This is a genomic window from Pseudomonadales bacterium, assembly GCA_024234615.1.
GTDB lineage: Bacteria > Pseudomonadota > Gammaproteobacteria > Pseudomonadales > IMCC2047 > JAJFKB01.
In genome coordinates, this window is sequence record JACKNY010000001.1 from 870,323 (window position 1) to 895,491 (window position 25,169).

Consider the following 25,169-nt stretch of genomic DNA (forward strand, 5'->3'; position numbering starts at 1 on the left):
ACAATGAATGTTAAGAATAAGCGGATTTTTGTAGCTGGGCACCAAGGCATGGTGGGGTCTGCTATTGTTCGTAACTTAAAAGCTAAAGGTTTTAATAATCTTCTAACAGTTTCTCGAAGTAGTTTGGATTTGACATCTCAATCTAACGTACAAGATTTTTTTAAGAAAAATTTGCCAGAATACGTAATTATCGCGGCAGCTAAAGTGGGCGGTATTCAAGCTAATAATTGTTACCCCGCTGATTTTATCTACGAAAATTTGATGATTGAAGCAAATCTTATTCATTACTCTCATCAATTCAACGTAAATAGGCTTTTGTTCCTTGGCAGTTCCTGCATTTATCCAAAGTACTCGGAACAACCGATTGGTGAAAAAATACTGCTGTCTGGAAAGTTGGAACCAACAAACGAGCCCTATGCAATAGCTAAAATAGCAGGGATTAAACTCTGTGAGTCCTATAATCGCCAGTATAGTACTGATTATCGTTCTTTGATGCCCACGAATTTATATGGCCCTGGTGATAACTTTAATCTAGAAAGTAGTCATGTTATCCCTGCTCTGATGAAAAAAATTCATGATGCTAAGATCGACGATGCTCCTTCGGTTGATGTTTGGGGGACCGGTTTGGCACGTAGGGAGTTTTTGCATGTGGATGATTTGGCTGAGGCTTGTATCCATATTTTGTTTTTAGATAAAGAGCTGTATTCTCAAAAAGTCCAACCGATGAATTCCCATCTTAATATTGGAACCGGTGTAGACATCACTATTGCTGAACTGGCTGATACTTTAAAGAAAACTATTGGGTACACGGGACAAATTAAATGGGATACATCAAAGCCAGAAGGGACACCACAAAAATTATTGGATATATCACAAATAAATAATTTGGGTTGGGTTGCAAAGATTCAGCTGGATGATGGATTGCGAGAAACCTACGAGTGGTTCGTAAAACATAAATCTCCAGTGAGAAAATAGATTTAATGAAGGTTAGTATTATTACAGTATGTTTTAACGCTGAGTCGACCATTAGGGATACCATTGAGTCTGTTTTGCAGCAAGACTATAACAACATCGAATACATCATTGTCGATGGAGCTTCAAGTGACCGGACGTTAGATATCATCAATAAGCATAAATACCGTGGAATAAATATAATTATTTCCGAGCCCGACAGAGGTTTGTATGATGCGATGAATAAAGGAATTGACGTGTCATCTGGTGATGTAATAGCAATACTTAATTCTGATGATGTTTTTGCTAATAAAGGTATTATTTCAAATGTGGTAATGAAGATTAAGGGCTTTGATATTTTATATGGTGATGTAGCCTTTTATAGAGATGGTAACTTCAATAAAATTTTTAGGTATTACAGTTCAGGGCAGTTTTCACCTAAAAATATTTCAAGAGGCATTATGCCAGCCCATCCAGCAATGTTTGTTCGAAAAACTGTTTTTGATGAATACGGAAATTATAATTGCAAATACCGAATAGCAGCAGATTTTGATTTTGTCGCCAGAGTTTATAAAAACAATCAGCTTCGGTCTATCTATAACCCTGAACTGATGGTTAAGATGAGGCTTGGAGGCATAAGTACGCAAGGGCTGAGAAGTAATATTGAATTAAATTCAGAGATTATTAAAATTTGCAAAGCACAGGGAATAAAAACAAACTGGTTAAAAGTATTGTCCAAATATCCTCGAAAGATATTGGGCCTGATTTTAAAAATCTAGCGTAGTGCAGCTCGTGAAATGCCTTGTCACTGGAGCCAGCGGATTTATAGGCAGAGGACTTTTGCCCGCATTAAAAAGAGCCGGTCATGTGACGACCCTGGCCTCAAGAACTTATCCCGTAAAGAATACTGATCCTTTGACTTTCTCTGTAGGTGCTATCTCTGACGACACTGACTGGACTCCGGCTGTCGCGAATCAGGATGTTGTGATCCATCTTGCGAATCGTGCGCACAGCTTTAATCATAAAGCGGTTGATGCACTTTCTGAATATAGAAAGGTAAACGTGGAGGGAACGTTGAACCTAGCAAGGCAGGCAGCAGAAGCGGGTGCCAAGCGTTTTATTTATCTGAGTTCAATTAAAGTCAATGGCGAGAGAACCTCCGATCATGCTTTTCGTTGTGATGATGTGCCAGCCCCTGAAGATCACTACGGGATTTCCAAATGGGAGGCAGAGCAGGGGCTTAACAAGCTCTGTGAAGAGTTGAAAATGGAGCTGGTTATCATTCGGCCTCCTTTGGTTTATGGCCCTGGGGTTAAGGGGAATTTGCAAAAATTAACACAGGCAATCGATTCAGGGTTACCGTTGCCCTTGGGGGGCATTACGAACCGACGCGATTTAATCAGTTTATATAATCTAACGGATTTGATTGTGACCTGTGTGGATCATCCCAGGGCAAGCGGACATACATTTCTCTGTAGTGATGGCTGTCCAGTCAGCACATCAGAGTTGATAACATGGATTGCGAAGGCACGGGGTAAGAAGCTTCGGTTATTTAAATTGCCAGCGACGATATTAGTAAGGTTATTGTCTATTGTTGGCAAGCAAGGTCTCTGTGAGCGTCTGTTCGGCGACCTAAGAATTGAGATGACGGATACCCAGGCGGTGCTAGGCTGGGAACCACCAGTGGCTTTTGAGGCGGGTGTATTGAAAGCTTTTGCTTTGGATAGTGAGCTAAATAGAACTACAGATGACTGAACTTTTGCCTTTAATATTTGTGTCCCTGATAAGTGGGTTACTAGCCGTTGCGCTGGTTGCCTATGGGCATCGGCGATCGCTTTTAGTGAATCCGAATGAACGTAGCTCACACTCAGAACCGACGCCTACTTCGGGTGGTATTGCCATTCTTGTCGCTTATGTTGCCTTCCTTTGTTGGCGTTATTTTGCTCATGCTGAGCTAAATGGAGAAATTATAATGCTGGTCGGCCTTGGCGGTTTGATCGGGTTGTTGGGGTTCATCGATGACCGATCACCTGTCGCACCGCACTGGAGACTGCTAATACATTTTGTTGCAGCGATGGTGCTCGTGACAGAGTTAGGTTTTTTGCCAACAATCAATTTCTCTGGCTGGTCGATTGAGAATCAGGCGTTACTAACGGGACTCTATATATTGGGGCTAGTCTGGCTGATCAATTTATTTAATTTTATGGATGGCATTGATGGCATTGCTAGCATTGAAGCGGTATCCGTTCTGTTTGGGGTTGCCTTACTTTTATGGATGAACAACCAACAGGAATATATTAACTACCTGATTGTTTTAGCGTTTAGTGTCGGTGGGTTTTTAATTTTAAATTGGGCTCCCGCGAAGATCTTTATGGGTGATATCGGGAGCGGTTTTCTTGGTTTCATGCTGGGGGGATTTGCTCTTACCACCTCGGCCTCCGGTGCAATTAATATTTGGAGTTGGGTTATTCTGTTAGGGGTATTTATTGCCGATTCAACAGTAACGCTGATACGACGGGCCTTACGGCAAGAGAAAATTCATCAGCCGCATCGCAGCCACGGCTATCAGATTTTATCCCGGCGCTGGTGCTCCCATGCAAAAGTGTCGATGGTTGTTCTTGTGGTTAATGTTATCTGGTTACTTCCGTTAGCGGGACTTAGTACACACTGGCCAACATTGGGTTTTAGCTTGGCAGTTTTGGCTTACCTACCCCTTATTTTTATTATTGTTAAGTTAGGGGCCGGGACGACTAATGATTGAGGTTCAACCGAGAGATGGGTTTTATATAGGCCCATCCCTTAGTGAAAAATAACTTGCTGTTAGAACTCAACATTCCTGCTTGTGTAACCTTTAGTTAAAGGTTACAGGCGTTCATCAACTTCATTTTTGGGCAGTACATATTTGACGTCAAACAGGATTGAATCGGGTTTGCCTAGTGCCCGAATTCCCTTAGTACCTAATTCCTTAAACTCTCTATGTCCGACAGCCAGTATAATGGCGTCGTAATGGTTCGTTTTGGGTGAGTCAATTAAGTGCAACCCATATTCATGCATGGCTTCTTCCGGGTCGGCCCAGGGGTCATAGATATCAACGTTAGCATGGTAGGAATTCAGTTCGTTAATAACATCAATGACGCGGGTATTGCGTAAGTCAGGGCAGTTTTCTTTAAAGGCGAGTCCCATAATAAGGATGTTGGAGCCGACGGCATGTACACGCTTTTTGGTTAATGACTTAATAACCCGCTCGGCAACATAGGCCCCCATGCCGTCATTGATACGTCGTCCCGCGAGAATAATTTCAGGGTTGTAGCCTATTTCCTGTGCTTTATGGGTAAGGTAGTAGGGGTCAACACTGATACAGTGGCCGCCAACTAAACCAGGGCGGAAGGGTAAAAAATTCCACTTGGTGCCCGCTGCTTCCAATACTTCCAGCGTATCGATATTGAGCCGGTTGAAGATGAGGGCGAGTTCGTTGATTAATGCAATGTTCAAATCGCGTTGGGTATTTTCAATGACTTTTGCTGCTTCGGCGACTTTAATACTGCTGGCCTTATGGGTGCCAGCGGTAATAATGCTGGCGTAGATTGAGTCAACAAAATCGGCTATTTCGGGAGTGGAGCCGGAGGTGACTTTCATAATAGTGGAAACGCGGTGTTCTTTGTCGCCGGGATTAATGCGCTCAGGACTATAGCCTGCATAGAAGTCTTGATTGAAGGTTAACCCTGATGTTTGTTCAATGATCGGAATACAGACTTCTTCCGTGGCGCCGGGGTAAACCGTTGATTCATACACTACGATATCGCCAGGGCAGATGACTGTTCCGATGGTTTTACTGGCGGCGCGCAATGGGGATAAGTCCGGTTGCCGGTGTTTGTCGATCGGTGTTGGAACGGTCACGATATAAAAATTGCATTCGCGAAGTGTTTCCAGGTCATCACTGAAACGGAGCATTTTTGCCGAGGCGAAGTCGCCAGAGCCAACTTCAAGTGTGCTATCAACACCGTTTTCTAATTCACCGATTCGCGCGGAGTTTACATCAAACCCCAGGGTCGAGAATTTTTTGCCGAACTCTATTGCCAGAGGAAGTCCCACATAGCCCAGCCCGATGATGGCAATTTTGGAGGTAGTGATATCGCGCATTCAGTGTCCTTATTCGATCATTTTCAACAACAGGTAAATAGTTGGCTTATAGTGTAGTCACTGATTCGGTGAATAAAAAGTCTGAGAGGACGCAAGATTACATTAAACCGCTATTTTTCTTGGGGTGGTAACTTACAATGGCGGTCGTACTGGCTATCGATACTAGCGTGTACAGGTCTCTGTGCTACTATTGTTAAATTCGAAGAGAAAAATTGGACTATGGTTATTACAAACTGACAGAGTATATGGGTGCTTGCGTAGAAAAATTTAATGTGGTCAATCCTGTTCTATCGGTTCAATTTTCAAATTTTTATATATGCCATCCCTTCCGACAAGGAAATAATTAGTGGGCACCGTTCGCTTATTTAAACATCATGTGCACACCGCTTTCATCTGGCTGGCCAGTGTTGAAGTAGTGCTCTTTATGCTATCAGTACTGATAGGCTCTTATTTACGCTTTCACGGGGATAATTCTTCAGTTGAGGATCACATCGGTCCTATCCTGCCGAGAGCATTAGTTTTCGCTGCCGTGCTGGCCATATCAATGGCCGCAATGGGTCTTTACCAGCCTCGAATGCGAGAGGGGTCGGGTGGCATTCTGATTCGATTGATGGGCGCTTTTATCGCCATGAGTTTAGTGATGTCGGCGATATTTTATTTATTCCCTGCTTTATTGCTTTGGCGTGGAGCCTTGGCATTTATTGTCGCCACTGCATTTTTATTTGTTCTGATATCGCGTTCGATATTCCAACATCTGGTGGATCAAGATCGCCTAAAAAGGCGGGTGTTGGTTTTTGGTGCTGGGCATCGCGCCAACCAAGTGTTGAGTCGATTGCGCCGTAAATCGGATCGACGTGGGTTTAAATTTGTTGGATTCGCGCCTGTTCCTGGAGATGAGGAAGTGGTTGATCCTAACAGTATTATCAGACTAAATGGCTCAGTATATAGCTATGCGCTGGAGCATGAGATTGATGAGGTGCTGGTAGCGGTTGATGATCGTCGGCGCGGGTTACCCATAAATGATTTACTCGAATGCAAATTAAACGCTATTGACGTTGTGGATGTCGTCAACTTTTTTGAGCGCGAAACCGGTAAAATCATGCTGGAGTTTGTTACGCCTGGCTGGATGGTTTTTTCGGATGGATTTCAATTTGGCGCATTTCGCTCGATGAGCAAGCGTTGCTTTGATTTGGTAGCGAGCTTTATTTTATTGATGGGCACATGGCCGATAATGCTGATTACTATCCTGGCTATATGGTTTGAAGACGGTTTCAGCGCACCTCTGGTTTATCGTCAAAAGCGTATAGGTTTAAATGGAGAAAAGTTTGACGTGCTCAAATTTCGCAGTATGCATGTTAATGCAGAAAAAGATGGGCAGGCGGTTTGGGCCCAGAAAAATGACAATAGAATTACTCGGGTAGGTAAATTTATTCGACAGTTTCGTATTGACGAATTACCACAAATTATCAATGTGTTAGCGGGAGATATGGGGTTTGTAGGCCCTAGACCCGAGAGACCTGAATTTGTCAACGAATTGAGACAGCGGATTCCTCACTATGCCGCTCGTCATCAAGTAAAGCCAGGTATTGCGGGTTGGGCTCAGCTTTGTTATCCCTATGGGGCAAGTGATAAGGACGCTGAGCAGAAGCTTCAATATGACCTTTACTACGTAAAAAACCATAGTTTGATTTTCGACTTTATGATACTTCTCCAAACTGTTGAAGTTGTTTTATTTGGTAAGGGTGCGCGGTAGCGTATGAGGAAAATAATTTACCTGTGTCACCTAGTAAAGTGCGGTTAAAAGGTGGCAGGAAAGTTTTTACTGTATTCCATTGAGAAGAGATGTTTAGCGGATGGTTAAGCGCTTATTTAAAAAGTTACTCAATAAAAGCATGCTGTTAGAAGAAGGCCCTGCTTTGGCTGAGACTAGTAAAGGCTGGATAGGAGTGGATCTAGACGGCACTTTAGCGAGTTATGATGGATGGTATGGTCCGGCATATATAGGCGAGCCGATTGAGCCAATGCTGCGACGTGTAAACGAATGGTTGGCGCAAGGAGTAGAGGTGCGCATTTTTACAGCGAGAGCATCAGTGCCAGAGTACGTGCCCTATGTAAAACAATGGTTGGAAAAGCAAGGATTGCGCAGTTTAAGAGTGACTAATGAGAAGGATTTTGGCATGATTTGCCTGTGGGATGATAGATGTGTGGAGGTGGTGACAAACGAGGGAGTGCCAAAAATTAGCAACACCGAATCATCGCAACAGGAATTAGATTAATCCTTTGTAAGATATATTAGATAGGACTGTCAAAAAATATTACAATAATGTTGCCGTTTGGTGCTTGTATTTGATACTAGTTTAGTAACCCATTGTTAAATGACCACATATTTTTTTGGCGCGAAAATTGCGTACAACTATAAAAGGGTCAGAGCATGAGGGTTAGGATGAACGAAAAGAGCATTCGAGTTGAGCAGACAGGTAATCACTGCGAGGAATAAAATTAATGAATACAGTGCTATTAATACTGGGAATTCTAGGTATTGGTGCCATCCTGATTGCGGCTTATGTGTTTACCGTTGCAGCCCGAAATTATATCTCCGATTCAAACTCTTCATTAGAGGTGGTTGAAGACGAAGGTCAAAAAAGATTATATGTCGTGCGCACTCACCATGATCGTAGACAATTTACTGGGAACACCAAGTTCCCCATAACCCTTCCAACAGGGGAGGTAGTTCGATTTGATAGGCGTAGCGCGACCGATCGCCGAGCGGTCAGCGCTTAGTGATATGGTAGGCTTTACGCCCGCCATTCTTGATTTACTATGACAAGCGAGTAATTTCGTTTAGTCGCTCATTAAGCATGTTTCCTTTCAATCCGTTCTAATAAATTAAACTCATCTATCTCGGGTGCAAGTTTTAGGATTATCTTATGGCTAAAGTTTTAGTGACGGGTGGTGCTGGGTTTATAGGCTCTCACCTAGTTGATCTTTTATTGCACGATGGCCGTGAGGTAAGGGTATTAGATGATTTGAGTAGCGGAAAAATTGATAATCTCCCTTTAGACAATCCCAAGCTTGAATTCATGCAAGGTTCCATCGAGGACTGTAATTGCGTAGAGACGGCCTGTATTAATGTAAGCGATGTGGTGCATCTGGCCGCTCTTGTGTCGGTGCCCGTGTCAATTCAGCAGCCAGCCAAGTCCGCGTCAATTAATCTTTTAGGGTTTTTAAATGTATTGAACCAACTGCGTTCACAAGACTTTAAAGGTCGTTTTATCTATGCTTCCAGCTCTGCAGTGTATGGAGGGGAACAACGAACAGCACAGCCATTAAGAGAGGTTGATGCGCCTGGGCAACTGCTCTCTCCCTATGCGGTGGACAAATATGCGAATGAACTCTATGCCAATTTGTATGCAGATCTTTTTGGTTTGAGTACTCTCGGATTTCGATTTTTCAATGTTTACGGGCCGCGGCAGGATCCGAGCTCTGATTATTCAGGAGTGATTTCCATTTTCATGGATAGAACTTCGAGAGGAGAGCAGATTGGTATATATGGTGACGGTGAGCAAGTAAGGGATTTTGTCTATGTCGGTGATCTGGTAAAAATGCTTCGTCAGGGTATCGCCAGCTCTTATCAAGGCGTGCTTAATATTGGCACGGGTACCGCGATTTCCATTAATCGATTAGCAGAGCTAATGAAAATTGTCTATGACAGAGATGCTCCTGTTGTACACCTCCCCGCGCGTGCGGGTGATATTTTATATTCCTGTGCGGATATAAAAATGCTACAAAATATACTGGGAGATAAACCAGAAACCTCACTAAACGAAGGGCTTTGCAAGCTTAAAGAGTGGTTGTCTTGAGCTAGTTGGCCTAGTCAGAAGGGTAAAAGTAGAGGGAAAAATACCCCTTTGCCTGCTTCAGCAAAATGACTATCCGGCTGATATTAAGCGGTTAGTTTATGTCTGCGATTGCTAGCCAGGGTGTTTAAAAAGTTATGCAGCGTACGATGATTTGCGAGCTGTATGAACTGAATAAAATCCTGTAATCCACTGCTGGCTTCGTCGCGGCTATCAAAAGGGCCAACATCGGTTCCTTCGCGTGTGGAAAAATACCAATGACTTTCCATGTTGAAAATCCTGGTGGAGCGAGGAGGAGGTTGACCTATTTCGCCTTGGCGATTCACCTTCATTTTCTATCCCTCTAACGATCTAAACATGAAACTTCGTTTGTCTAATGCTGCTTTATTACACAATCACTCTCAATCTAGACATGAAAGCGCGTGTTCAGATAGATATTACTTAATATTGTTCTGTATCTCAACCACATGTAAGTAAATAGCTATATTTACGTAATATATATCCTACAATCGATAATTTTAGTGTTTTGAGTGCGAATGAGGAGATTAATTGGATTTAGTTTCATACAGTAAATATTTACTTCCATCGAACTGGCTGAAGTAGGTGTCAATATCCGGATGATTGATAGGTTCTGGTGCAGGGTAAATTCTCAGATTTTGCTCTGCAACATAGGTTTCGTGATTTGAGTTATGAACGAGTACGCGGTACCAGGGGTGATCTTTGGGTGGTCGGCTTTTCGCCATTAATTGATACCATTCGTCTGTTAGCATGAAATAGGGATCGACATCGATAATCACGCCTTGATAGTCAAACAGTTCGTGCTCGACAAGTTGGCCGACAAAGAATTTGGCCTGTTTAGACATCTTCTAATAGTCCAAGTTGGTTATTGATGTGCCAGCTGCCTACCGGATAAATTAATGTAATCAATGAGAATTTGGCCGCTTTCGGTAAGATATGGGTCTTCCTCTTCGTCTTGTGTGATGTCCTCAAGATTATCAATCGGCGCCAGGCCCTTGGTTTGACGTCTCTTGTTTTCGCTGGCTAGCCGCCATTCTTTAATTTTCTTTTCTTCCTCGAGACGCTGTGCCTCATTCAGTGAAACCCGTGTTTTAGCACGATTTTCCTGCAAGTGTTCGATTTGTATCAAGCGATGTATATAGTCCGGATTATGTTCGACTCTGGCTGCGTGTAGCTGTTTAAGATCCGCTGTTAACAGGCTGACATAACCAGCTTTTTTATACAATACGGGACGTATCGTATCCCAGGGCAGCGCGTCTTCAAGCGCATCCTCGCCAATTTCTGATTGATCAATTATTGAAGGGAAAGATATGTCGGGAATGACACCCTGGTGCTGTGTGCTTTCTCCCGATATGCGGTAGAACTTAGCTTGAGTTATTTTTAACTGCCCTTCTTTGAGGGGTACTAAGGTTTGTACCGTACCTTTCCCGAAGGTTTGCCCGCCAATAACTAAGCCTCTTTGATAGTCCTGGATCGCACCGGCAAAAATCTCAGAAGCCGAGGCGCTGAGCCGATTAACCATAACAGCTAGTGGACCGCTGTAAACAATTTCCGGGTCGGAGTCCTTTAAAACGTTAACCTGGCCACGGGCGCTCCGTACCTGTACTGTCTCGCCGGTTTTGATGAATAGCCCGACTAGCGCATTAGCTTCGCTCAAAGCACCTCCACCATTATTGCGAAGATCGATAATAATTCCTTCAACCTGTTCTTCCTTTAGCTCTTTCAATAACCGCTTAACATCTCGTGTGGTGCTTTTGTAGTTTGGATCGCCTGCTTGATAAGCGTCAAAATCAGCGTAAAAAGTTGGAATATCGATGACACCAATCTTATGGCTGGCATCTCCCGATTTAATATTTAAAACTTGCTTCTTAGCTGCCTGTTCCTCTAATAGCACCTTGTTACGGACAATCACGATTTCTTTAGGCTGTTCATTCTCGGCGTCTTTAGGAATGATTTCCAGTCTAACGGTAGTGCCTTTAGGGCCACGGATTAGATCGACCACCTCGTCCAGACGCCAGCCAATAACATCAACCATTTCTTCTTGATCCTGGGCGACACCGACAATACGATCGGCAGGGTTTAATTGCTTGGTCAGATCTGCCGGGCCTCCAGGGACAAGCCTCACCACCTTGGTGAATTCTTCCTCCGCTTGCAGCACCGCACCGATACCTTCTAACGAAAGGCTCATATTAATATTGAAGCTCTCTGAACGTCTGGGCGCAAAATATTCGGTATGAGGGTCGTAGCTTTGCGTAACAACATTCATGTATAGCTGAAAAGCATCCTCTAAATTAGTTTGATCCAATTGGTGCAATTGGTTGCGATAACGCTTGATCAATAGCTCTCCGATCTCATTTGGTTCCTTCTTGGCGAGTTTGAGGTTCAGCGCTGCGTGCTTTAGACGTTTAAACCAGAGTTCGTCAAGCTCGACTTTGGTATTAGCCCAACTGGCGTTTTTACGATCAACTTCTATATCATCCTGAGTGCTGAAATCAAAAATTTTAGGGTTATTTGTTTCTAATTGGATGATTAGCCAATTGAGTCGGTCAGCGACACGTTGTTGGTATTGGTTGAAAATTGCCAGAGCGGGCTCGAGATCACCCTTATTAAGGGCGTTATCAAGACCATAGCGATAAATTTCAAATTGCTCGATATCACTTTGCAGTAAATAGCTTTTGGTAGAGTCAAGACGAGCTAAATACTTATCCAATAATTTGGCGGAAAAATCATTGTCGATACTGATATAGCGGTAGTGGTGCAATCTTAGCTGATTAACTATTTCAATACTGGTTTGCTTGAGCGATTCGTTGCCAAGGGCTGATAAATTAGCCGCATGGCTATTCGATATTAGTGTTGTAAAAACGAATAATAAAAGACTTAACCTAGTGTTACGTTTATAAAAATTAAAAATAGCCATAAATCCTGTTCCAGTTACGCTGACGCTCGCGCTACAATAGCCCGCTCCTATTTTAGGACTTTCGCCGGTAATGGGAGTTCATTGTCTTTAAAACAGCACTTGTCGTTATTGCTGAATGTAAGATAAAACCCACCTACCAAAATGATCATAGCGGTTTCGCGTTATTAAGTTTAGGGAATAATCTCATGATTCGCACTTTTTATCTTATTTTAGCAATGCTTGTTTTCACTCTGGTTGGTTGTGATAACAAAAATACCGATTCGACCAAGACTGAAGAAGCCTTGACCTTGGCGTCGGATGAAGACAAATTAAGTTATGGTGTTGGCCTCAACATCGGTGGTGGCTTGGTGCAGCAGGGGTTGCCCGGCATCAATAGCGAGGCCATATTTCAAGGCATTAGAGATTCCTTGAGCGGCGCCGAACCGATGGTTAATCAAGAAGAATTGGAGCAGGTGTTAGGACGCCTACGCGACAGAGAACAAGCTAAACTTGATGCGGTGGCAGAAGAAAATGCGGCTAAGGGCGCTAGCTTTTTAGCTGAAAATGGCTCTCGTGAAGGAGTGGTAACCACTGAGTCCGGACTTCAGTATGAAGTGCTCACCGCTGGTGAAGGTGCTCAACCCAACTCAGATAGCCTAGTTAAAACCCATTATCATGGCACCTTGATTGACGGTACGGTTTTCGACAGTTCTGTCGACCGGGGAGAGCCGACACAGTTTGCCGTTAATCAGGTTATTCCAGGTTGGACCGAAGCGTTACAACTCATGAAAGTTGGTAGTAAATGGCGCCTTTATATTCCCGCCGAGTTAGCCTATGGCGAAATGAGTCCTGGCGCAGCTATCCCGCCAAATTCAACGCTTATCTTTGACGTGGAGTTACTGGAAATTGTGAAACCAGAGAAAACCGCCGCTAGTGAATAAAAACGCATTAAATCAAGCGGAGTTAAATCAAGGCTTAATTCGCTTTTTACAAGCATCACCGACGCCATTTCATGCGGTTCGGGAAATGGCGTTAACCTTGTCTCAGGTGGGCTATCAGCGCCTATTCGAGCAGGATGAATGGGCATTGTCGGCTGCTGGTAAATATTATGTGACGCGCAACGACTCGTCGATCATCGCATTTAATCTTAGCGGCCAAGACCTGCGTCAGTCGGGCTTGCGTATGGTTGGTGCGCATACCGATAGCCCCTGTTTAAAAATCAAGCCTAATCCTGAAATGAGTATTAAAGGCTTCCGCCAACTCGGTGTTGAAGTGTACGGTGGTGCGCTATTAAATCCTTGGTTTGATCGTGATCTATCTTTAGCCGGGCGGGTTACTTATGCAGATAAAACGGGCGCGATCAAAAATGCTCTGATTGATTTTAAGCAGCCGGTCGCAACTATACCTAGTCTCGCCATCCATCTGGATAAAGAAGCGAACACGGCGCGCAGTATTAATGCGCAGACCGATATACCGATCGTGCTTGGGCTGTGGCCACAGGATGAGCCTTGGAGTTTTAAGGAGCTCGTTCTAGAACAGTTAACAAAGGATGGTCTGGAAGCTAGTCATGTGCTGGATTATGAAATCTATTGTTACGATACCGAAGCTCCGGCAATTACCGGATTAAATCAGGAATTTATCGCGAGCGCTCGGTTAGATAACCTGTTGAGCTGTTATCTGGGATTGCAGGCGCTGTTACAGGCACAGAGTAATGAACAGTGCCGTCCCAGTCTTTTAGTCTGCTCTGACCATGAAGAGGTCGGTAGTGGCTCTGCTGCGGGCGCACGCGGTAATTTGTTGCAAACCGTGTTAGAGCGCCTGGCCCCCGAGTCGCAATCTCGTCATCAAACCGTTGCTAACTCAATGATGGTTTCGGTGGATAACGCTCACGGTATTCATCCGAACTATGCCGCGAAATATGATGATAATCACGGCCCATTGTTTAACGCGGGGCCGGTGATCAAGGTCAATGCCTCGCAGCGCTATGCCACGAATAGTGAAACGGGCGCAGTGTTTAGGCAGTTGTGTGCTAGTCAAGAAGTGCCAGTACAGTCATTTGTAGTACGGTCGGATATGGGGTGCGGCTCTACCATTGGGCCCATCACTGCCACTGAAATTGGCGTACGAACGCTGGATATCGGTATCCCCACTTTTGCCATGCACTCCATTCGTGAGCTGGCCGGTAGTCAGGATACGGTTCACCTGTTCAAAGCACTTAGCGCCTTTTATCAGCTCGATAGTATTCCTCGGAGCAGCTGTGTCTGAGCAGCGCGAGCAGCGAACGCCTAACGTTGGTGTGCTGCTGGTTAATTTAGGGACGCCAGATCAGCCTACCAGTTCCGCTGTCCGGCGTTACCTTCGTGAATTCCTTTCCGATCCGCGTGTGATCGATACTCCCCGACTACTCTGGTGGTTTATCCTCAATGGCATAATTTTACTGGTGCGCCCGGCTAAGGTGGCAAAACTCTATCAGGCCGTCTGGACAGAAGCGGGTTCGCCCTTGCTCGCCATCGGTAAGCGCCAGGCGCAAGCACTACAGTTGGAGCTTGAGCAGCGCACATCAGCAAAAATCCCCGTGGTGTTAGCCATGACTTACGGCAACCCATCCGTGTCCCAGGCGCTTGACGATTTGCGTGACCAAGGTTGTGAAAAAATATTGGTGCTGCCACTGTATCCACAATATTCCGGCACCACCACTGCTGCTGTATATGATGCGGTAGCGAAAGCTTTACGGCAGCAGCCGGATATACCGGGATTGCGCTTTATCAAGGATTATCACCTGTTGGATGGATATATAGAAGCGTTGGCAGAGTCGGTGCAAGAGCACTGGCAGTCAAACGGGCAGGCTCAGCGTTTGCTGATGTCTTTTCATGGTGTGCCTGAGCGCTATGTTGATGCGGGTGATCCCTACGTTGGGCAATGTCGAGCAACGGCACAAGCACTCGCCGACAAATTAGCCCTGAGTGATGATCAATGGCTGTGCAGTTTCCAATCCCGCTTTGGCCCGGCGGAATGGGTGAAACCCTATACGGATAAAGTTTTGCAAGCCTGGGGCAAAGAGGGTGTCGAAAGTGTCGATGTGATTTGCCCCGCATTTGCTGCGGATTGCTTGGAAACCCTGGAAGAAATTAAGATTCAAAATCGTGATTTTTTCCTCGAAGCGGGGGGCAAAGAGTACCGTTATATTCCAGCACTCAATGATCGCGCTGCGTTTATACAATGTCTGGCTTCCCTGGTGGAAAACAACAGTGGAGGGTGGTGATGCGAAAATATGAATGGATTTATCAGCACGCGCTGGAGCAAAAGGGTGGCGTAAAAGCGTTGGAGGCTTTGCTACCACAAGCAAAGTCAGCCGCAGAGTTGGCTGTTGTCAGCGATGATCGCTATTTGTCGGAAATATCCCGCCGCGTCTTCCGCGCCGGACTCAAACACGAAATGGTCGATAAAAAGTGGCCGGCGTTTGAGGAAGTCTTTTACAACTTCGAGCCCAATAAACTGGTGCTAATGAGTGACGAAGCGTTGGAAAACACTTTGCAGGATAAACGTATTATTCGGCATTGGGGGAAAATTAAATCAATTCGCCACAATGCACTCATGCTCGTTGAAGTAGCACAGCAATACGGCAGCTTCGGAAAGTTTCTGGCGCAGTGGCCAACAACTGATATCGTGGGTTTATGGAAGTGGCTGGTCAAGCAGGGAAAGCAATTGGGCGGCAACTCCGGCCCCTATTTTCTGCGGATGGTGGGCAAAGATACCTTTGTGCTGACTAACGATGTGGTGGCGGCCCTGGTAGCGCAGGGGATTGTTGACAAAAAGCCGACCAGCCAGACAGATTTGCAGTTGGTACAAGCCGCTTTTAATCAGTGGCAAGAGCAAAGTGGGCGACCACTTTGTCAGATTAGTCGCATGCTGGCCTTTTGTGTCGGCTAAAAAGGTTATGGTAAGCGCAAAAATTTTGGATTTTATGCGCTACAGCTTGACCTTGGAGAATTGTATTCATACAATGCGCGCCTCTTTGAAGGTTTACCACCGTTTTGTCACAACGTCCCCTTCGTCTAGAGGCCTAGGACACTGCCCTTTCACGGCGGTAACAGGGGTTCGAACCCCCTAGGGGACGCCATTTCGAAAGCCCAGCCATGTGCTGGGCTTTTTTTTTCAAGCTTATAGTTCTAAGTAGACCCCGTCTGCGACTGGCGCAGTTATTTCCCAATTAATAGCACTTGCCAGTAAAATGCACGAATGGATGCCATCGAAAAATACACCACCACCAATCATTACGTCTCGGCACTTATCAATCAGGCCAAGAAACGTGGTATCGACGCTGATGCGTTATTGTCTGAATCAGCAATAGACCCAGGTGTCATCGATGCGCCGGGGGCCAAAGTTAGAACAGAAAACTTAGCTCGTCTGGTACAGTTAATGTGGGGCGCCTTGCAGGATGAAAACCTGGGCATAAGTCGTGCACCCTGTAAACCGGGTACCTTCTATATGATGGGGAAACTCACGGTGTTTCAGCCAAATCTGGAGAAGGCGCTAAGATTAGGCTTTCGATTTTATGATTTGATGCTTGATGACTATAAGCTGTCTTTGATCGTTGACAAAAATAGAGCAACCTTGCTGTTGGAACAAAAGGATTTGGAACGCGATGCCGATCATCTTTTAACTGAGTTGATCCTGTTGGCGTGGCACCGTTACAGCTCTTGGCTTATTGGTGAGAACCTGCTGCTACAGGAAGCGACCTTTAGCTATCCGCCTCCGGAACATGTCGATGAATACCGCTTCCTGTTTCCAACGCTGCATCGCTTTGATCACGCACGAATTAGCTTCAGTTTTAATCGACAATATCTAAGTCGTGCCGTGGTTCAGAATGAGGCAAGTTTGAAGGAGTTTGTCTCACGTTGTCCGGTTGAGTTATTTTTGCGCCATCGCACCGATGATAGTGTTACCAAGCAAATTCGTTTGTTGTTGGAAAAAAGGGTCAACAGTGGTTTACCTGAAATGGAAGAGGTCGCGCAAAGACTGAATCTGACCCAGCAAACGCTGCGGCGTAAACTCAAAGCAGAGGGCACTTCCTATCAGCGCATTAAGGACCTGGTGCGACGTGATGTCGCTATCTACCATTTAACGCAACAGTCCCTTTCGGTCAGCGAAGTGGCGCAGTTGGTAGGCTATTCTGATCCTGGTGTCTTTGTGCGCGCGTTTAAAGGTTGGACGGGGGTTACCCCTGGTGAATACCGTCATTCGGTTGTAGCGTAGATGTACTTTTTGCACTTCTTCATGCTACAGGCTACCTGTTCATAATCCCTTTGATTGCACCAATGCCAAGTGTGTAGTGATCTTTTTTGCTAATTTATCAGTTCTTTTATGCCATTGTTATTACGGCATAAAACCAACAAAATCACCCTGTCGCTTATAATTGTGCTGGTTATTCCGGCGCTAGATATTTGGATTAAATGAGGGTGCAAAGTGTCTTTTCAAGCCGAAATTCCTTACGGAGCCTACTGGTCCACTCCTTTTTGTAAATGGCAGGGTAGCCTGTCCTCACTCCATAGCCTGGAGTTTGCTGCCTGGGTGGCCAAGCGCGAGTTAGCTAAACGCGAGATTGCTCCGGAAATCTTTGACCATGCCGTGTTAGGTACCTCGGTTCCGCAAAAGCATTCATTTTATGGGGTGCCCTGGTTGATGGGGATGCTGGGCGCGCATCAAGTCAGTGGCCCGACTATCGGGCAGGCTTGCGCGACCGGGGCAAGGGCGCTGTTGAATGCCGCGCAGGAAATTGAATCCGGTATGGCGGATTGTTCTTTGGTCGTTACCGCAGACCGTTGTTCTAATGGTCCTCATCTCTATTATCCCAACCCGAAAGGGCCAGGTGGTACTGGCGATCAGGAAAACTGGGTGATGGATAATTTCTCCTGTGATCCGCTGGGACGGCACGCAATGCTGGATACGGCTGAGAACGTGGCTAAAAAGCATGGTATTAGTAAAGAGCAGCAGCATGATCTAGTACTACGGCGACAGGAGCAATATGCCATGGCGCTTGCTGATGACAGCGCGTTTCAGAAACGTTACATGAGCTTGCCATTCGAAGTGCCTACACCTAATTACAAGAAGGTTGTTGCGTCGATAGAGGGAGATGAAGGTATTGTTGTATCGACCGCTGAAGGGTTGGCATCGCTACGCCCGGTTAAAGCGGATGGCACGGTCACCTTTGGTAGCCAAACCCATCCAGCGGACGGCAACGCCTCGCTACTGCTGGCATCCCCAGATACTGCACAACGATTAAGTCGAGACCCCTCCATTCGCATTCGTTTGTTAGGTTTTGGCGCCGCCCGCGTAAAGTTGGCGCATATGCCGGAAGCTACGGTACCGGCGGCGCGCATGGCTCTCGCTAATGCACAATTGGATATCCAGCAAATAGATGTGATTAAGTCGCATAATCCCTTCGCGGTGAACGATATCCTGTTTGCTCAGCAGATGGGTGTGGATGTGAACAGCATGAATAACTATGGCAGCTCACTGATTTGGGGGCACCCACAGGCGCCGACCGGATTACGCGCCATTATTGAAATGATTGAAGAGTTAGTGCTGCGCGGCGGTGGTTATGGATTGTTTGAAGGCTGTGCTGCCGGAGATTCGGCGATGGCGGTGGTGATTCAAGTCGATAGCCGTAGCTAAATAATTGCGAAGGAAGATGAGAATGTCTTTAGGTAGGACGAGTGAAATAACAAAGGTTGCGGTGATTGGTGCGGGCACGATGGGTGCAGCGATCAGTCAGCATTTTTTAATGAAAGGGCTGCAGGTGACTTTGCTGGACATGAACCAGCAGGGCTTGGATAGAGGGTTAGCGAATATCGACAGCTCATTGCAGGAGGCAGTTACGCGGCGCATTTTATCTGCGGAAAAACAAGCCGCATTGATCTGTAATCTAAACTGCACCACTGATTATGCTGATTTAAAGGAGAGCGAATTTGTGGTCGAGGCTGTGTTTGAAGATATGGCCGTCAAACAGAAGGTGTTTAAAGACATCGAGGCCAATGTTTCGCCAGATTGTATTATTGCGTCCAACACCTCCTCCTTTTCGATAACGGAGCTGGGTTCCGTGTTGGCAAACCAGAGCCGCTTTTTGGGGGTTCACTATTTTTATCATGCGGCAAAAAACAAGCTAATTGAAATCATTCCGGGGCAGAATACCGTTGCGGCGAAAGTAGCGCAGCTAACTGATTTTTACTACGCCAAGGATAAGGCACCGATTGTGGTTGCTGATGTGGACGGCTTTGCGGTAAACCGGTTTTTTGTGCCCTGGCTGAACGAAGCGACTCGGTTATGGGAAGAAGGACTGGGCAGTATTGCGTTTATCGATAGCGTTGCTATGCGACTATTCAATATCGGCATGGGCCCCTTTGCGTTGATGAATGCCACGGGTGTGCCTATTGCGATGCATTCTGCGCGAACGCTGGCCGATCGCTTTGGACCAATGTACGCGCCCTCAATAGCGCTAAAGGACCAGGTTGCCAAGGCTGTAGATTGGGATTGTAGTTCGACTTTGAGCAAAGTGGACGACGAACAGCAAGTGTCCGACCGGCTATTAGCCATGTCACTGGGTGTAGCTGCACAGCTAGTAAGCGAAGGTGTTGCCAGCGCTACTGATACAGACCTTGGCGCGAGATTAGGGTTACGTTGGCCGTTAGGCCCATTTGAAGTAATGAATCAGTTGGGGGTGGCAAAAAGCCAAGAGATCATTACGCGGGTATTTGCGCGGTGGGATCAACCACTGCCTAAGATATTTTCAGCAATAGATGAGTCCAAAGGTTTTACGATTGAACATGTTAAAGCCCATGTTATCGGCGCGACTGGCTTGATTGAGTTTAACCGTCCTGATGCCATGAATGCACTCAATCCGGCGGTAGTCGACTGTTTGGCTAAGGCTTTTGCAACGTTGGACTCGGATCCGGCTATAGAAAAAATTATTTTATTCGGCCGTGGCAAAGCTTTTGTGGCCGGTGCGGATATTAAGTTTTTTGTCGATAACATTGAGCAACAGAATCTGCAGTTGACCTACGATTTCACGGTGGCAGGGCAGTCGCTGTTATCCAAAATTGCCAACTCGTCAAAGCAGACTATCGCATTTTTGGACGGTTTAGCGCTAGGCGGTGGCTTGGAGCTGGCGCTGGCCTGTGACAATCGCATTGCGACGCAACGTCTCGCTGTAGCATTTCCAGAGACCGGTATCGGCATCTACCCAGGTTTGGGGGGAACCCAGCGTACGCCGCGACTGATTGGTAAAGGCCTCGCAAAATACCTGATTGCGACTGGTGCAATGGTGAATGCTGAAACCGCTCTAGGTTATGGCCTGGTGGATGCAATCGCAGCAGAAGCAAATAGTTTGGAAGAAATTGCGGCGCTAGTGGTGAGCAAGCAGTCAGCCCCAGCCATGGCTATTGAAGAGCAAGCATTTGAACGTTTTGACGGTGAATTGTCCTCCGAGCTGTTCGCCGATCCGATGTTTCAAAAGTATGAAAAGGTGTTGCGGCGCAAAGCACCTTTGGCGCTTAAAAAATCCATGCAACTAATTGATCAGGGTGCCGAACTTCCTCTTGATCGGGCTTTGCAGTTAGAGCTTGATGGGTTGTTCGATATTTTTTCCAGCAAAGACGCCTATGTCGGCTTGACCGGAATAATTACTGGCAAACCAGCGGTTTTTATTGGGGAATAAAGTTTTACCACTAACAAAGTGGTTATTGAAGTACGGTAGTTTGTTGGCGCTAACATCCCTTTAGTGGTGATACAGAGAAGCATAAAAATGCCCAAACAGCGTAATCAAGGCCAGGTTCATCCAGGTTATCAATGGGGCCCTTTTACGGCCCGGATACCCTTAATTCATACCCGCGTGGAATGGCCAGAATTGGTGCAGGGTAGTTTTATAACTACCTCGATCGGGTTCGCCCTGGTGCCTATTTTGCAAGCGTCATTTGGGTTGAGCTTTAATGAAGCGCTGGCGATGTGTTTTATTCACGCCCTGTTGATCTACTGGTCTCCAATCTTATTTGGCGAACCCTTTAGTCCGGGCTGGACGACGCCAGCTTTGCCCTTTGTGTTGGCGTTCAGCCTCTCAACCTACGATAGCTACGACGAGCGGTTTCAGGCAATGACGGCGATGTCACTCGACTTTGCGTTGTTGGTGGGGGTGCTCGGCATTACCGGCTTGGGCAAAAAATTTGTTGAGTTGATACCCTTAAGTGTGAAGGCGGGCGTGTTATTGGGCGCCAGTTTAGCGGCCTTAGATCGTATCTTTGTGGCGGATTGGGAAACGTACCTATCCCAACCTATCGCTATGACCTTGGCGTTAGCGCTCTGTATTATCGTCGCCTTTTCTCATCCCTTTATCAAACTTTGCCGTCAGCATTCGTATCTGGCTTTTATTGGGTCTTATGGTTTGCTACCAGCACTCGTGGTGGCAGCGATCGCAGGGTATCTGATCGGTGAGTTAAAATTTGACCTAGCCTGGGGTTTTACTGGCTTACCTTTCGTCAGCCTTTGGCAAAAGGTGTCACCTTTCTATATCGGATGGCCGAGTCTGGATATGTTCATTGAGGGCCTACCCATTGTTTTTATCGCCTATATCGCTACCTTTGGCGATTTGATTACCGGTACAGAGTTAATCAAGGACGCAGCTCCCAGTCGGCCAGACGAGAAGGTTCTCATTAATAATAATCGCTCACATTTAGCGTTGGCGGTGCGTAATGTGTTGATGGCCTTAACATCACCTTTCTTCTCGACGCAGGGCTTTCTGTGGACGGGGACCCAGGTCATTGTTCTGAAACGCTGGCGTGAAGGCCGAGCGAAAATGGATTCGATTTACAGCGGTATTTCTTCTTTCTACTTGCTTGGATTTCCCGTGTTCTTTTTCTTTTTGCCGGCGATCACGCTGTTAACACCACTGATGAAAATTGCCTTAGCGCTAACCCTAACCTTGACGGCTTTCGGCTGCGCCAGCATTGCTATCAGGCTGGTGAGCAAATCGATACAGATGGGAGTGGCGCTAATAACCGCCTTTAGCTTAGTGACCTTCAATATGCCTTGGGTTGGCATACTGGTTGGCGTGATGGGTGCGATATTGCTAATAGGGATTGAGGATATTCAGCAGGAAAGAGAGGCAGATGAGCTATGAGGTTTATTATGAATAAATCTTGGGAAGAATCTTGTTCAGCGTGGCGATTTCATTGGCAGAAAGTTTTTTGGCAAGTGCTGGACCGAATTCAGTGAGAAGCAGTTGCCGGACTTCGTCAATGAAAGTGTGGCCTTTTTTCGTCAGGTGCAGACGTTTTTCGCGCCCGTCGGTAGCAGAGGTTTTGATATTGATAAAACCACGTTGGCGTAAATCTTCTGTTAGCACGGCAATTAAGGAGCGTTTAACTTCAATGGCGCTGGCAATGGCCGAGGGTGTAATGCCGGGATTGTGTTTAGTCAGCACCAGAATTGAATACTGCTGACTTTTTAGGGCGAAACGCCTGCCGACAAGCGTGGTAAATACCCGCAAATAGGCAGTATAAGTGCGACGAATATGGAAACCGAGATGGTTGGGTAAATCACCATAATCAATATCGTTAAGTGGAGAGTTTTTCATGCTAGTGGTGGCAGTCTCTAGGCGAGCAAACAGGTGGAATCGAGTCGCAACGGCGTTAGTCGGCAGTATATTCTAACGGCCTATAAAACACGAGCACGACGAATTTAACGCGTTAAATAGGTATAGATCATAGGTGGTGATACAGCATAAATAGTTAATAAACATAATTAACTTGTTGTGCTGGGTTGTGATGGAAAAGTATTAAATTACAGAGTAGAGGAGGGGGATTTGATAGGGGCAAGTAAGTAGATAGAAGCTTGGTTTTTTCAAGCGAAATAAGAGATTTGAAAAAGAGAGGAAGCAAAAATGAGTTGTAAAATTATGGGAGATAATTATATGAGAAATCAGGATAAGGTATTTAATCTTAAAGTATTTGCGAAGAATGCTATTCAGCTAGGCATTACCGCTGTATTCGTTACACCCGGTCTGAGCGCCGCCGAATCCGCTGGATTTGGTATTGAGGAAGTCGTTGTTACTGCACGAAAACGGGTGGAGAATTTGCAAGACACGCCAGTTGCCATTACCGCTATGTCGAGTGAGACTTTGGATCGCCGAATGATTGGCGGCACTGAACAGTTGGACCAAGTTTCACCGAATCTGCAGTTTGCGACCTATGGCCCGATTACGGGTAATAGTTCGGCGTCCCAGGTGTTTATCCGGGGTATCGGGCAAACAGATGCGACTTCCTCGGTTGATCCTGGTGTTGGCCTTTATATTGATGATGTCTATATCGGGCAGTCGGTGGGCGGTGCAATGGATTTCCGGGATATCGCCAATGTACAAATTCTACGCGGCCCACAGGGTACGCTTTTTGGCCGTAATACCATTGGTGGTGCTGTGCTTCTGACCACCGCGCAACCAGGTGATGATTTCGGCGGCAAAGTGAAGCTGGGTCTCGGAGAAGATGAGTTGATCGAATTCTCCGGAGCGGTGGATATCCCCCTGACGGATACGCTGAAATCACGTTTTACCTACGGCACCAGAAAACGAGAGGGCTATGTTTTTCGTGAAGACGGTACTGATCTGGGTGATGACGATACCTACACCCTAACCGGTAAATTGCTGTGGGAAGCGTCTGATGATTTTAACCTGACCATCAAACTAGACTACTCTGAAGAGGATGAGAACGGCGTGCCGCTGGTGTTTGCGGCGATCAATGAAAATGCTGCATTTCCTGCCGCCTTGAGTGTTGCCGCAGGGTGTCCTGGTGCAACTTTTCCCCCGCCATCAGTACCAACAGGGATGGTTGATTCTCGCTGTGCCAACGATGCAACCTGGCAACGCGGGGAGTTCAAAAATGCGGGTACAGCAGAACTGGAAAGCACCTTGGAAAGCTGGGGTTTTGCGGCTATTGCCAATTGGGAGTTGAGTGAAAACTGGTCTTTAAAATCCATCACCTCTTATCGTGAACTGGATTGGGGTGGTAAGCGTGATGCTGATAATACTGGCTTTCTCATACTGCATACCATTATGGAAAGTGAAGGTGAGCAGCTCAGCCAGGAGCTTCAGCTTAACTATTCGAGCGAAGGTCTGAATGGCGTTCTGGGTTTGTTCTACTACGAAGACGAATACGACGAAACGCTCTTTGTCGATTACACTCCGCCGCCGTTCGCTGCCACCCCCTATTTTGTTGATGTCACTAACAATGCTCGACTCGATAACGAAAACTGGGCGGTGTTCGGGCAATTTACCTATGATTTTAACGATCAGCTTTCACTTACCTTAGGGGCACGCTATACCGACGAAACTAAAGCCGTAAAGTTAAACGCATTCCAGGAAGTTGGAGCGATTAGCTTTTCCGAGCGCTTTGTCACCCAGGATGAACGGATACTGGATTTTACTGATGCGTCCATTTCCGCGAGTATTCAGTACCGATGGACGGAAGCATTTATGACCTATCTGAGTTATTCCGAAGGCTTTAAGAGTGGCGGTTGGAATCCTCTCTATAACGCGGTTCAGCCGAACCTGGAGCCGACTGCATTTAACGAGGAAACGGCGGAAACGTTGGAGTTTGGTTTTAAAGCCGATATTTCTGACAGCTTGCGGGTTAACGGTGCGATATTCTCAACGGACTATACCGATCTGCAATTTACCTTCCGGGTTGGCATCGTGCCGCTGTTGTTTAACGCTGGAGAGGCTTCAATAGACGGCGCTGAACTGGAGTTTACCTACGCGCCCAATGAAAACCTGATTATCGAAGGCAGCCTAGGCTACTTGGATGCGTCGGTGGATTCGGTGTCGAATATCACCAGCTCCGCGGGAGCCGTCACAGCGGTGGTGACGGCGGGTAACTCGCTACCCTACACGCCCGATGTAACCGCAAACCTGGGTGTTGGCTATGCCTTTCATTTGGAAGGGATGAGGTTGACGCCACGCCTGGATTATTCTTATACCGACGAGCAGTTTTTCGATGCCGGTAATACGGCAGAAATTGCCCAGTCGGACGCAGAAGGGTTGCTCAATTTCTCCTTAACTCTGGAAAGTGCCAACCAAACCTGGCGGGCAGTTGCCGGTGTGACTAACCTCACGGATGAGACTTATCCCGTGGCGGGGAATTCATCGTTGACGACCGCAACAGGCTATGCGGAGATTGCCTATCTGCGGCCGCGCACTTGGTTCCTAAATCTACAATATGAGTTTTAAACAAGGCTGAAATCAACCAGGGGTATCGCTGAAGCAATAC

Annotated in this window: 22 protein-coding genes and 1 tRNA gene; 18 read left to right on the forward strand and 5 right to left on the reverse strand. The window is 46.3% G+C overall.

Annotated elements, in window-relative coordinates; translation table 11 throughout:
* The first annotated feature begins 3 nt into the window (after nt 1-3).
* From H6995_04125 to H6995_04140, 4 genes are read left to right on the forward strand one after another with little or no spacing between them, the layout of a single operon-like run.
* Nucleotides 4-975, forward strand: a complete 972-nt coding sequence (locus tag H6995_04125) for a GDP-L-fucose synthase (protein MCP5214178.1) — start codon at nt 4-6, stop codon at nt 973-975.
* Nucleotides 976-980: 5 nt separating this feature from the next.
* On the forward strand, nt 981-1,730 hold the full coding sequence (locus tag H6995_04130) for a glycosyltransferase (GenBank protein ID MCP5214179.1): 750 nt from the start codon (nt 981-983) through the stop codon (nt 1,728-1,730).
* Between the two features lie 13 nt (nt 1,731-1,743).
* Nucleotides 1,744-2,706, forward strand: coding sequence for an SDR family oxidoreductase (locus H6995_04135; GenBank protein MCP5214180.1), 963 nt, complete (start codon nt 1,744-1,746; stop codon nt 2,704-2,706).
* Nucleotides 2,699-3,712 (forward strand): glycosyltransferase family 4 protein, encoded by a 1,014-nt coding sequence (locus H6995_04140; GenBank protein ID MCP5214181.1) that lies wholly within the window; start codon nt 2,699-2,701, stop codon nt 3,710-3,712. The genes H6995_04135 and H6995_04140 overlap by 8 nt, the downstream gene beginning before the upstream one ends.
* Nucleotides 3,713-3,813: 101 nt before the next feature.
* Here the strand turns inward: H6995_04140 and tviB are convergent, their stop codons facing one another.
* On the reverse strand, nt 3,814-5,091 hold the full coding sequence (gene tviB, locus H6995_04145) for a Vi polysaccharide biosynthesis UDP-N-acetylglucosamine C-6 dehydrogenase TviB (GenBank protein MCP5214182.1): 1,278 nt from the start codon (nt 5,089-5,091) through the stop codon (nt 3,814-3,816).
* Nucleotides 5,092-5,515: 424 nt separating this feature from the next.
* On the opposite strand from tviB, the gene H6995_04150 reads away from it, so the two are divergent.
* The 4 genes from H6995_04150 (at nt 5,516) to H6995_04165 (ending at nt 8,951) form a co-directional block, all read left to right on the forward strand.
* Nucleotides 5,516-6,844 (forward strand): TIGR03013 family PEP-CTERM/XrtA system glycosyltransferase, encoded by a 1,329-nt coding sequence (locus H6995_04150; GenBank protein ID MCP5214183.1) that lies wholly within the window; start codon nt 5,516-5,518, stop codon nt 6,842-6,844.
* A 100-nt stretch (nt 6,845-6,944) separates the two neighbouring features.
* Nucleotides 6,945-7,367 (forward strand): hypothetical protein, encoded by a 423-nt coding sequence (locus H6995_04155; protein ID MCP5214184.1) that lies wholly within the window; start codon nt 6,945-6,947, stop codon nt 7,365-7,367.
* A 226-nt stretch (nt 7,368-7,593) separates the two neighbouring features.
* The gene (locus tag H6995_04160; protein ID MCP5214185.1) at nt 7,594-7,872 is read left to right on the forward strand and encodes a hypothetical protein; all 279 of its coding nucleotides are present in this window, start codon (nt 7,594-7,596) and stop codon (nt 7,870-7,872) included.
* Nucleotides 7,873-8,018: 146 nt separating this feature from the next.
* Nucleotides 8,019-8,951, forward strand: coding sequence for an NAD-dependent epimerase/dehydratase family protein (locus H6995_04165; protein ID MCP5214186.1), 933 nt, complete (start codon nt 8,019-8,021; stop codon nt 8,949-8,951).
* Nucleotides 8,952-9,034: 83 nt separating this feature from the next.
* Here H6995_04165 and H6995_04170 read toward each other — a convergent pair whose 3' ends face one another.
* The 3 genes from H6995_04170 to H6995_04180 all read right to left on the reverse strand — a co-directional run bounded on the left by H6995_04170 (nt 9,035) and on the right by H6995_04180 (nt 11,883).
* On the reverse strand, nt 9,035-9,280 hold the full coding sequence (locus H6995_04170) for a hypothetical protein (protein MCP5214187.1): 246 nt from the start codon (nt 9,278-9,280) through the stop codon (nt 9,035-9,037).
* A 213-nt stretch (nt 9,281-9,493) separates the two neighbouring features.
* The gene (gene hspQ / locus H6995_04175) at nt 9,494-9,811 is read right to left on the reverse strand and encodes a heat shock protein HspQ (GenBank protein ID MCP5214188.1); all 318 of its coding nucleotides are present in this window, start codon (nt 9,809-9,811) and stop codon (nt 9,494-9,496) included.
* 20 nt (nt 9,812-9,831) lie between these two features.
* Entirely contained in the window at nt 9,832-11,883 is a 2,052-nt protein-coding gene (locus H6995_04180) for a carboxy terminal-processing peptidase (GenBank protein MCP5214189.1), read from the reverse strand.
* Nucleotides 11,884-12,098: 215 nt separating this feature from the next.
* Between H6995_04180 and H6995_04185 the strand changes: the two genes are divergently transcribed.
* The 9 genes from H6995_04185 to H6995_04225 all read left to right on the forward strand — a co-directional run bounded on the left by H6995_04185 (nt 12,099) and on the right by H6995_04225 (nt 22,030).
* Nucleotides 12,099-12,803, forward strand: a complete 705-nt coding sequence (locus H6995_04185; protein MCP5214190.1) for an FKBP-type peptidyl-prolyl cis-trans isomerase — start codon at nt 12,099-12,101, stop codon at nt 12,801-12,803.
* Nucleotides 12,796-14,127 carry a M18 family aminopeptidase gene (locus H6995_04190; GenBank protein ID MCP5214191.1) on the forward strand — a complete coding sequence of 444 codons (1,332 nt, stop codon included), beginning with the start codon at nt 12,796-12,798 and terminating at the stop codon, nt 14,125-14,127. Before H6995_04185 ends, H6995_04190 begins: the two co-directional genes overlap by 8 nt.
* Nucleotides 14,120-15,124 carry a ferrochelatase gene (locus H6995_04195; GenBank protein ID MCP5214192.1) on the forward strand — a complete coding sequence of 335 codons (1,005 nt, stop codon included), beginning with the start codon at nt 14,120-14,122 and terminating at the stop codon, nt 15,122-15,124. Before H6995_04190 ends, H6995_04195 begins: the two co-directional genes overlap by 8 nt.
* Nucleotides 15,124-15,792 (forward strand): DNA-3-methyladenine glycosylase I, encoded by a 669-nt coding sequence (locus H6995_04200; GenBank protein ID MCP5214193.1) that lies wholly within the window; start codon nt 15,124-15,126, stop codon nt 15,790-15,792. The genes H6995_04195 and H6995_04200 overlap by 1 nt, the downstream gene beginning before the upstream one ends.
* A gap of 114 nt (nt 15,793-15,906) precedes the next feature.
* A tRNA-Glu gene (locus tag H6995_04205) sits at nt 15,907-15,982 on the forward strand.
* A 119-nt stretch (nt 15,983-16,101) separates the two neighbouring features.
* The gene (locus H6995_04210) at nt 16,102-17,118 is read left to right on the forward strand and encodes an AraC family transcriptional regulator (GenBank protein ID MCP5214194.1); all 1,017 of its coding nucleotides are present in this window, start codon (nt 16,102-16,104) and stop codon (nt 17,116-17,118) included.
* A 210-nt stretch (nt 17,119-17,328) separates the two neighbouring features.
* Nucleotides 17,329-18,537, forward strand: coding sequence for a thiolase family protein (locus tag H6995_04215; GenBank protein MCP5214195.1), 1,209 nt, complete (start codon nt 17,329-17,331; stop codon nt 18,535-18,537).
* Between the two features lie 22 nt (nt 18,538-18,559).
* On the forward strand, nt 18,560-20,575 hold the full coding sequence (locus tag H6995_04220; protein ID MCP5214196.1) for an enoyl-CoA hydratase/isomerase family protein: 2,016 nt from the start codon (nt 18,560-18,562) through the stop codon (nt 20,573-20,575).
* A gap of 87 nt (nt 20,576-20,662) precedes the next feature.
* Nucleotides 20,663-22,030 carry a hypothetical protein gene (locus H6995_04225; protein ID MCP5214197.1) on the forward strand — a complete coding sequence of 456 codons (1,368 nt, stop codon included), beginning with the start codon at nt 20,663-20,665 and terminating at the stop codon, nt 22,028-22,030.
* Between the two features lie 6 nt (nt 22,031-22,036).
* Here the strand turns inward: H6995_04225 and H6995_04230 are convergent, their stop codons facing one another.
* Nucleotides 22,037-22,486 carry a MarR family transcriptional regulator gene (locus tag H6995_04230; protein MCP5214198.1) on the reverse strand — a complete coding sequence of 150 codons (450 nt, stop codon included), beginning with the start codon at nt 22,484-22,486 and terminating at the stop codon, nt 22,037-22,039.
* Between the two features lie 306 nt (nt 22,487-22,792).
* Here H6995_04230 and H6995_04235 point away from each other — a divergent pair, with 306 nt between their 5' ends.
* On the forward strand, nt 22,793-25,129 hold the full coding sequence (locus tag H6995_04235) for a TonB-dependent receptor (GenBank protein MCP5214199.1): 2,337 nt from the start codon (nt 22,793-22,795) through the stop codon (nt 25,127-25,129).
* Nucleotides 25,130-25,169 lie beyond the last annotated feature (40 nt).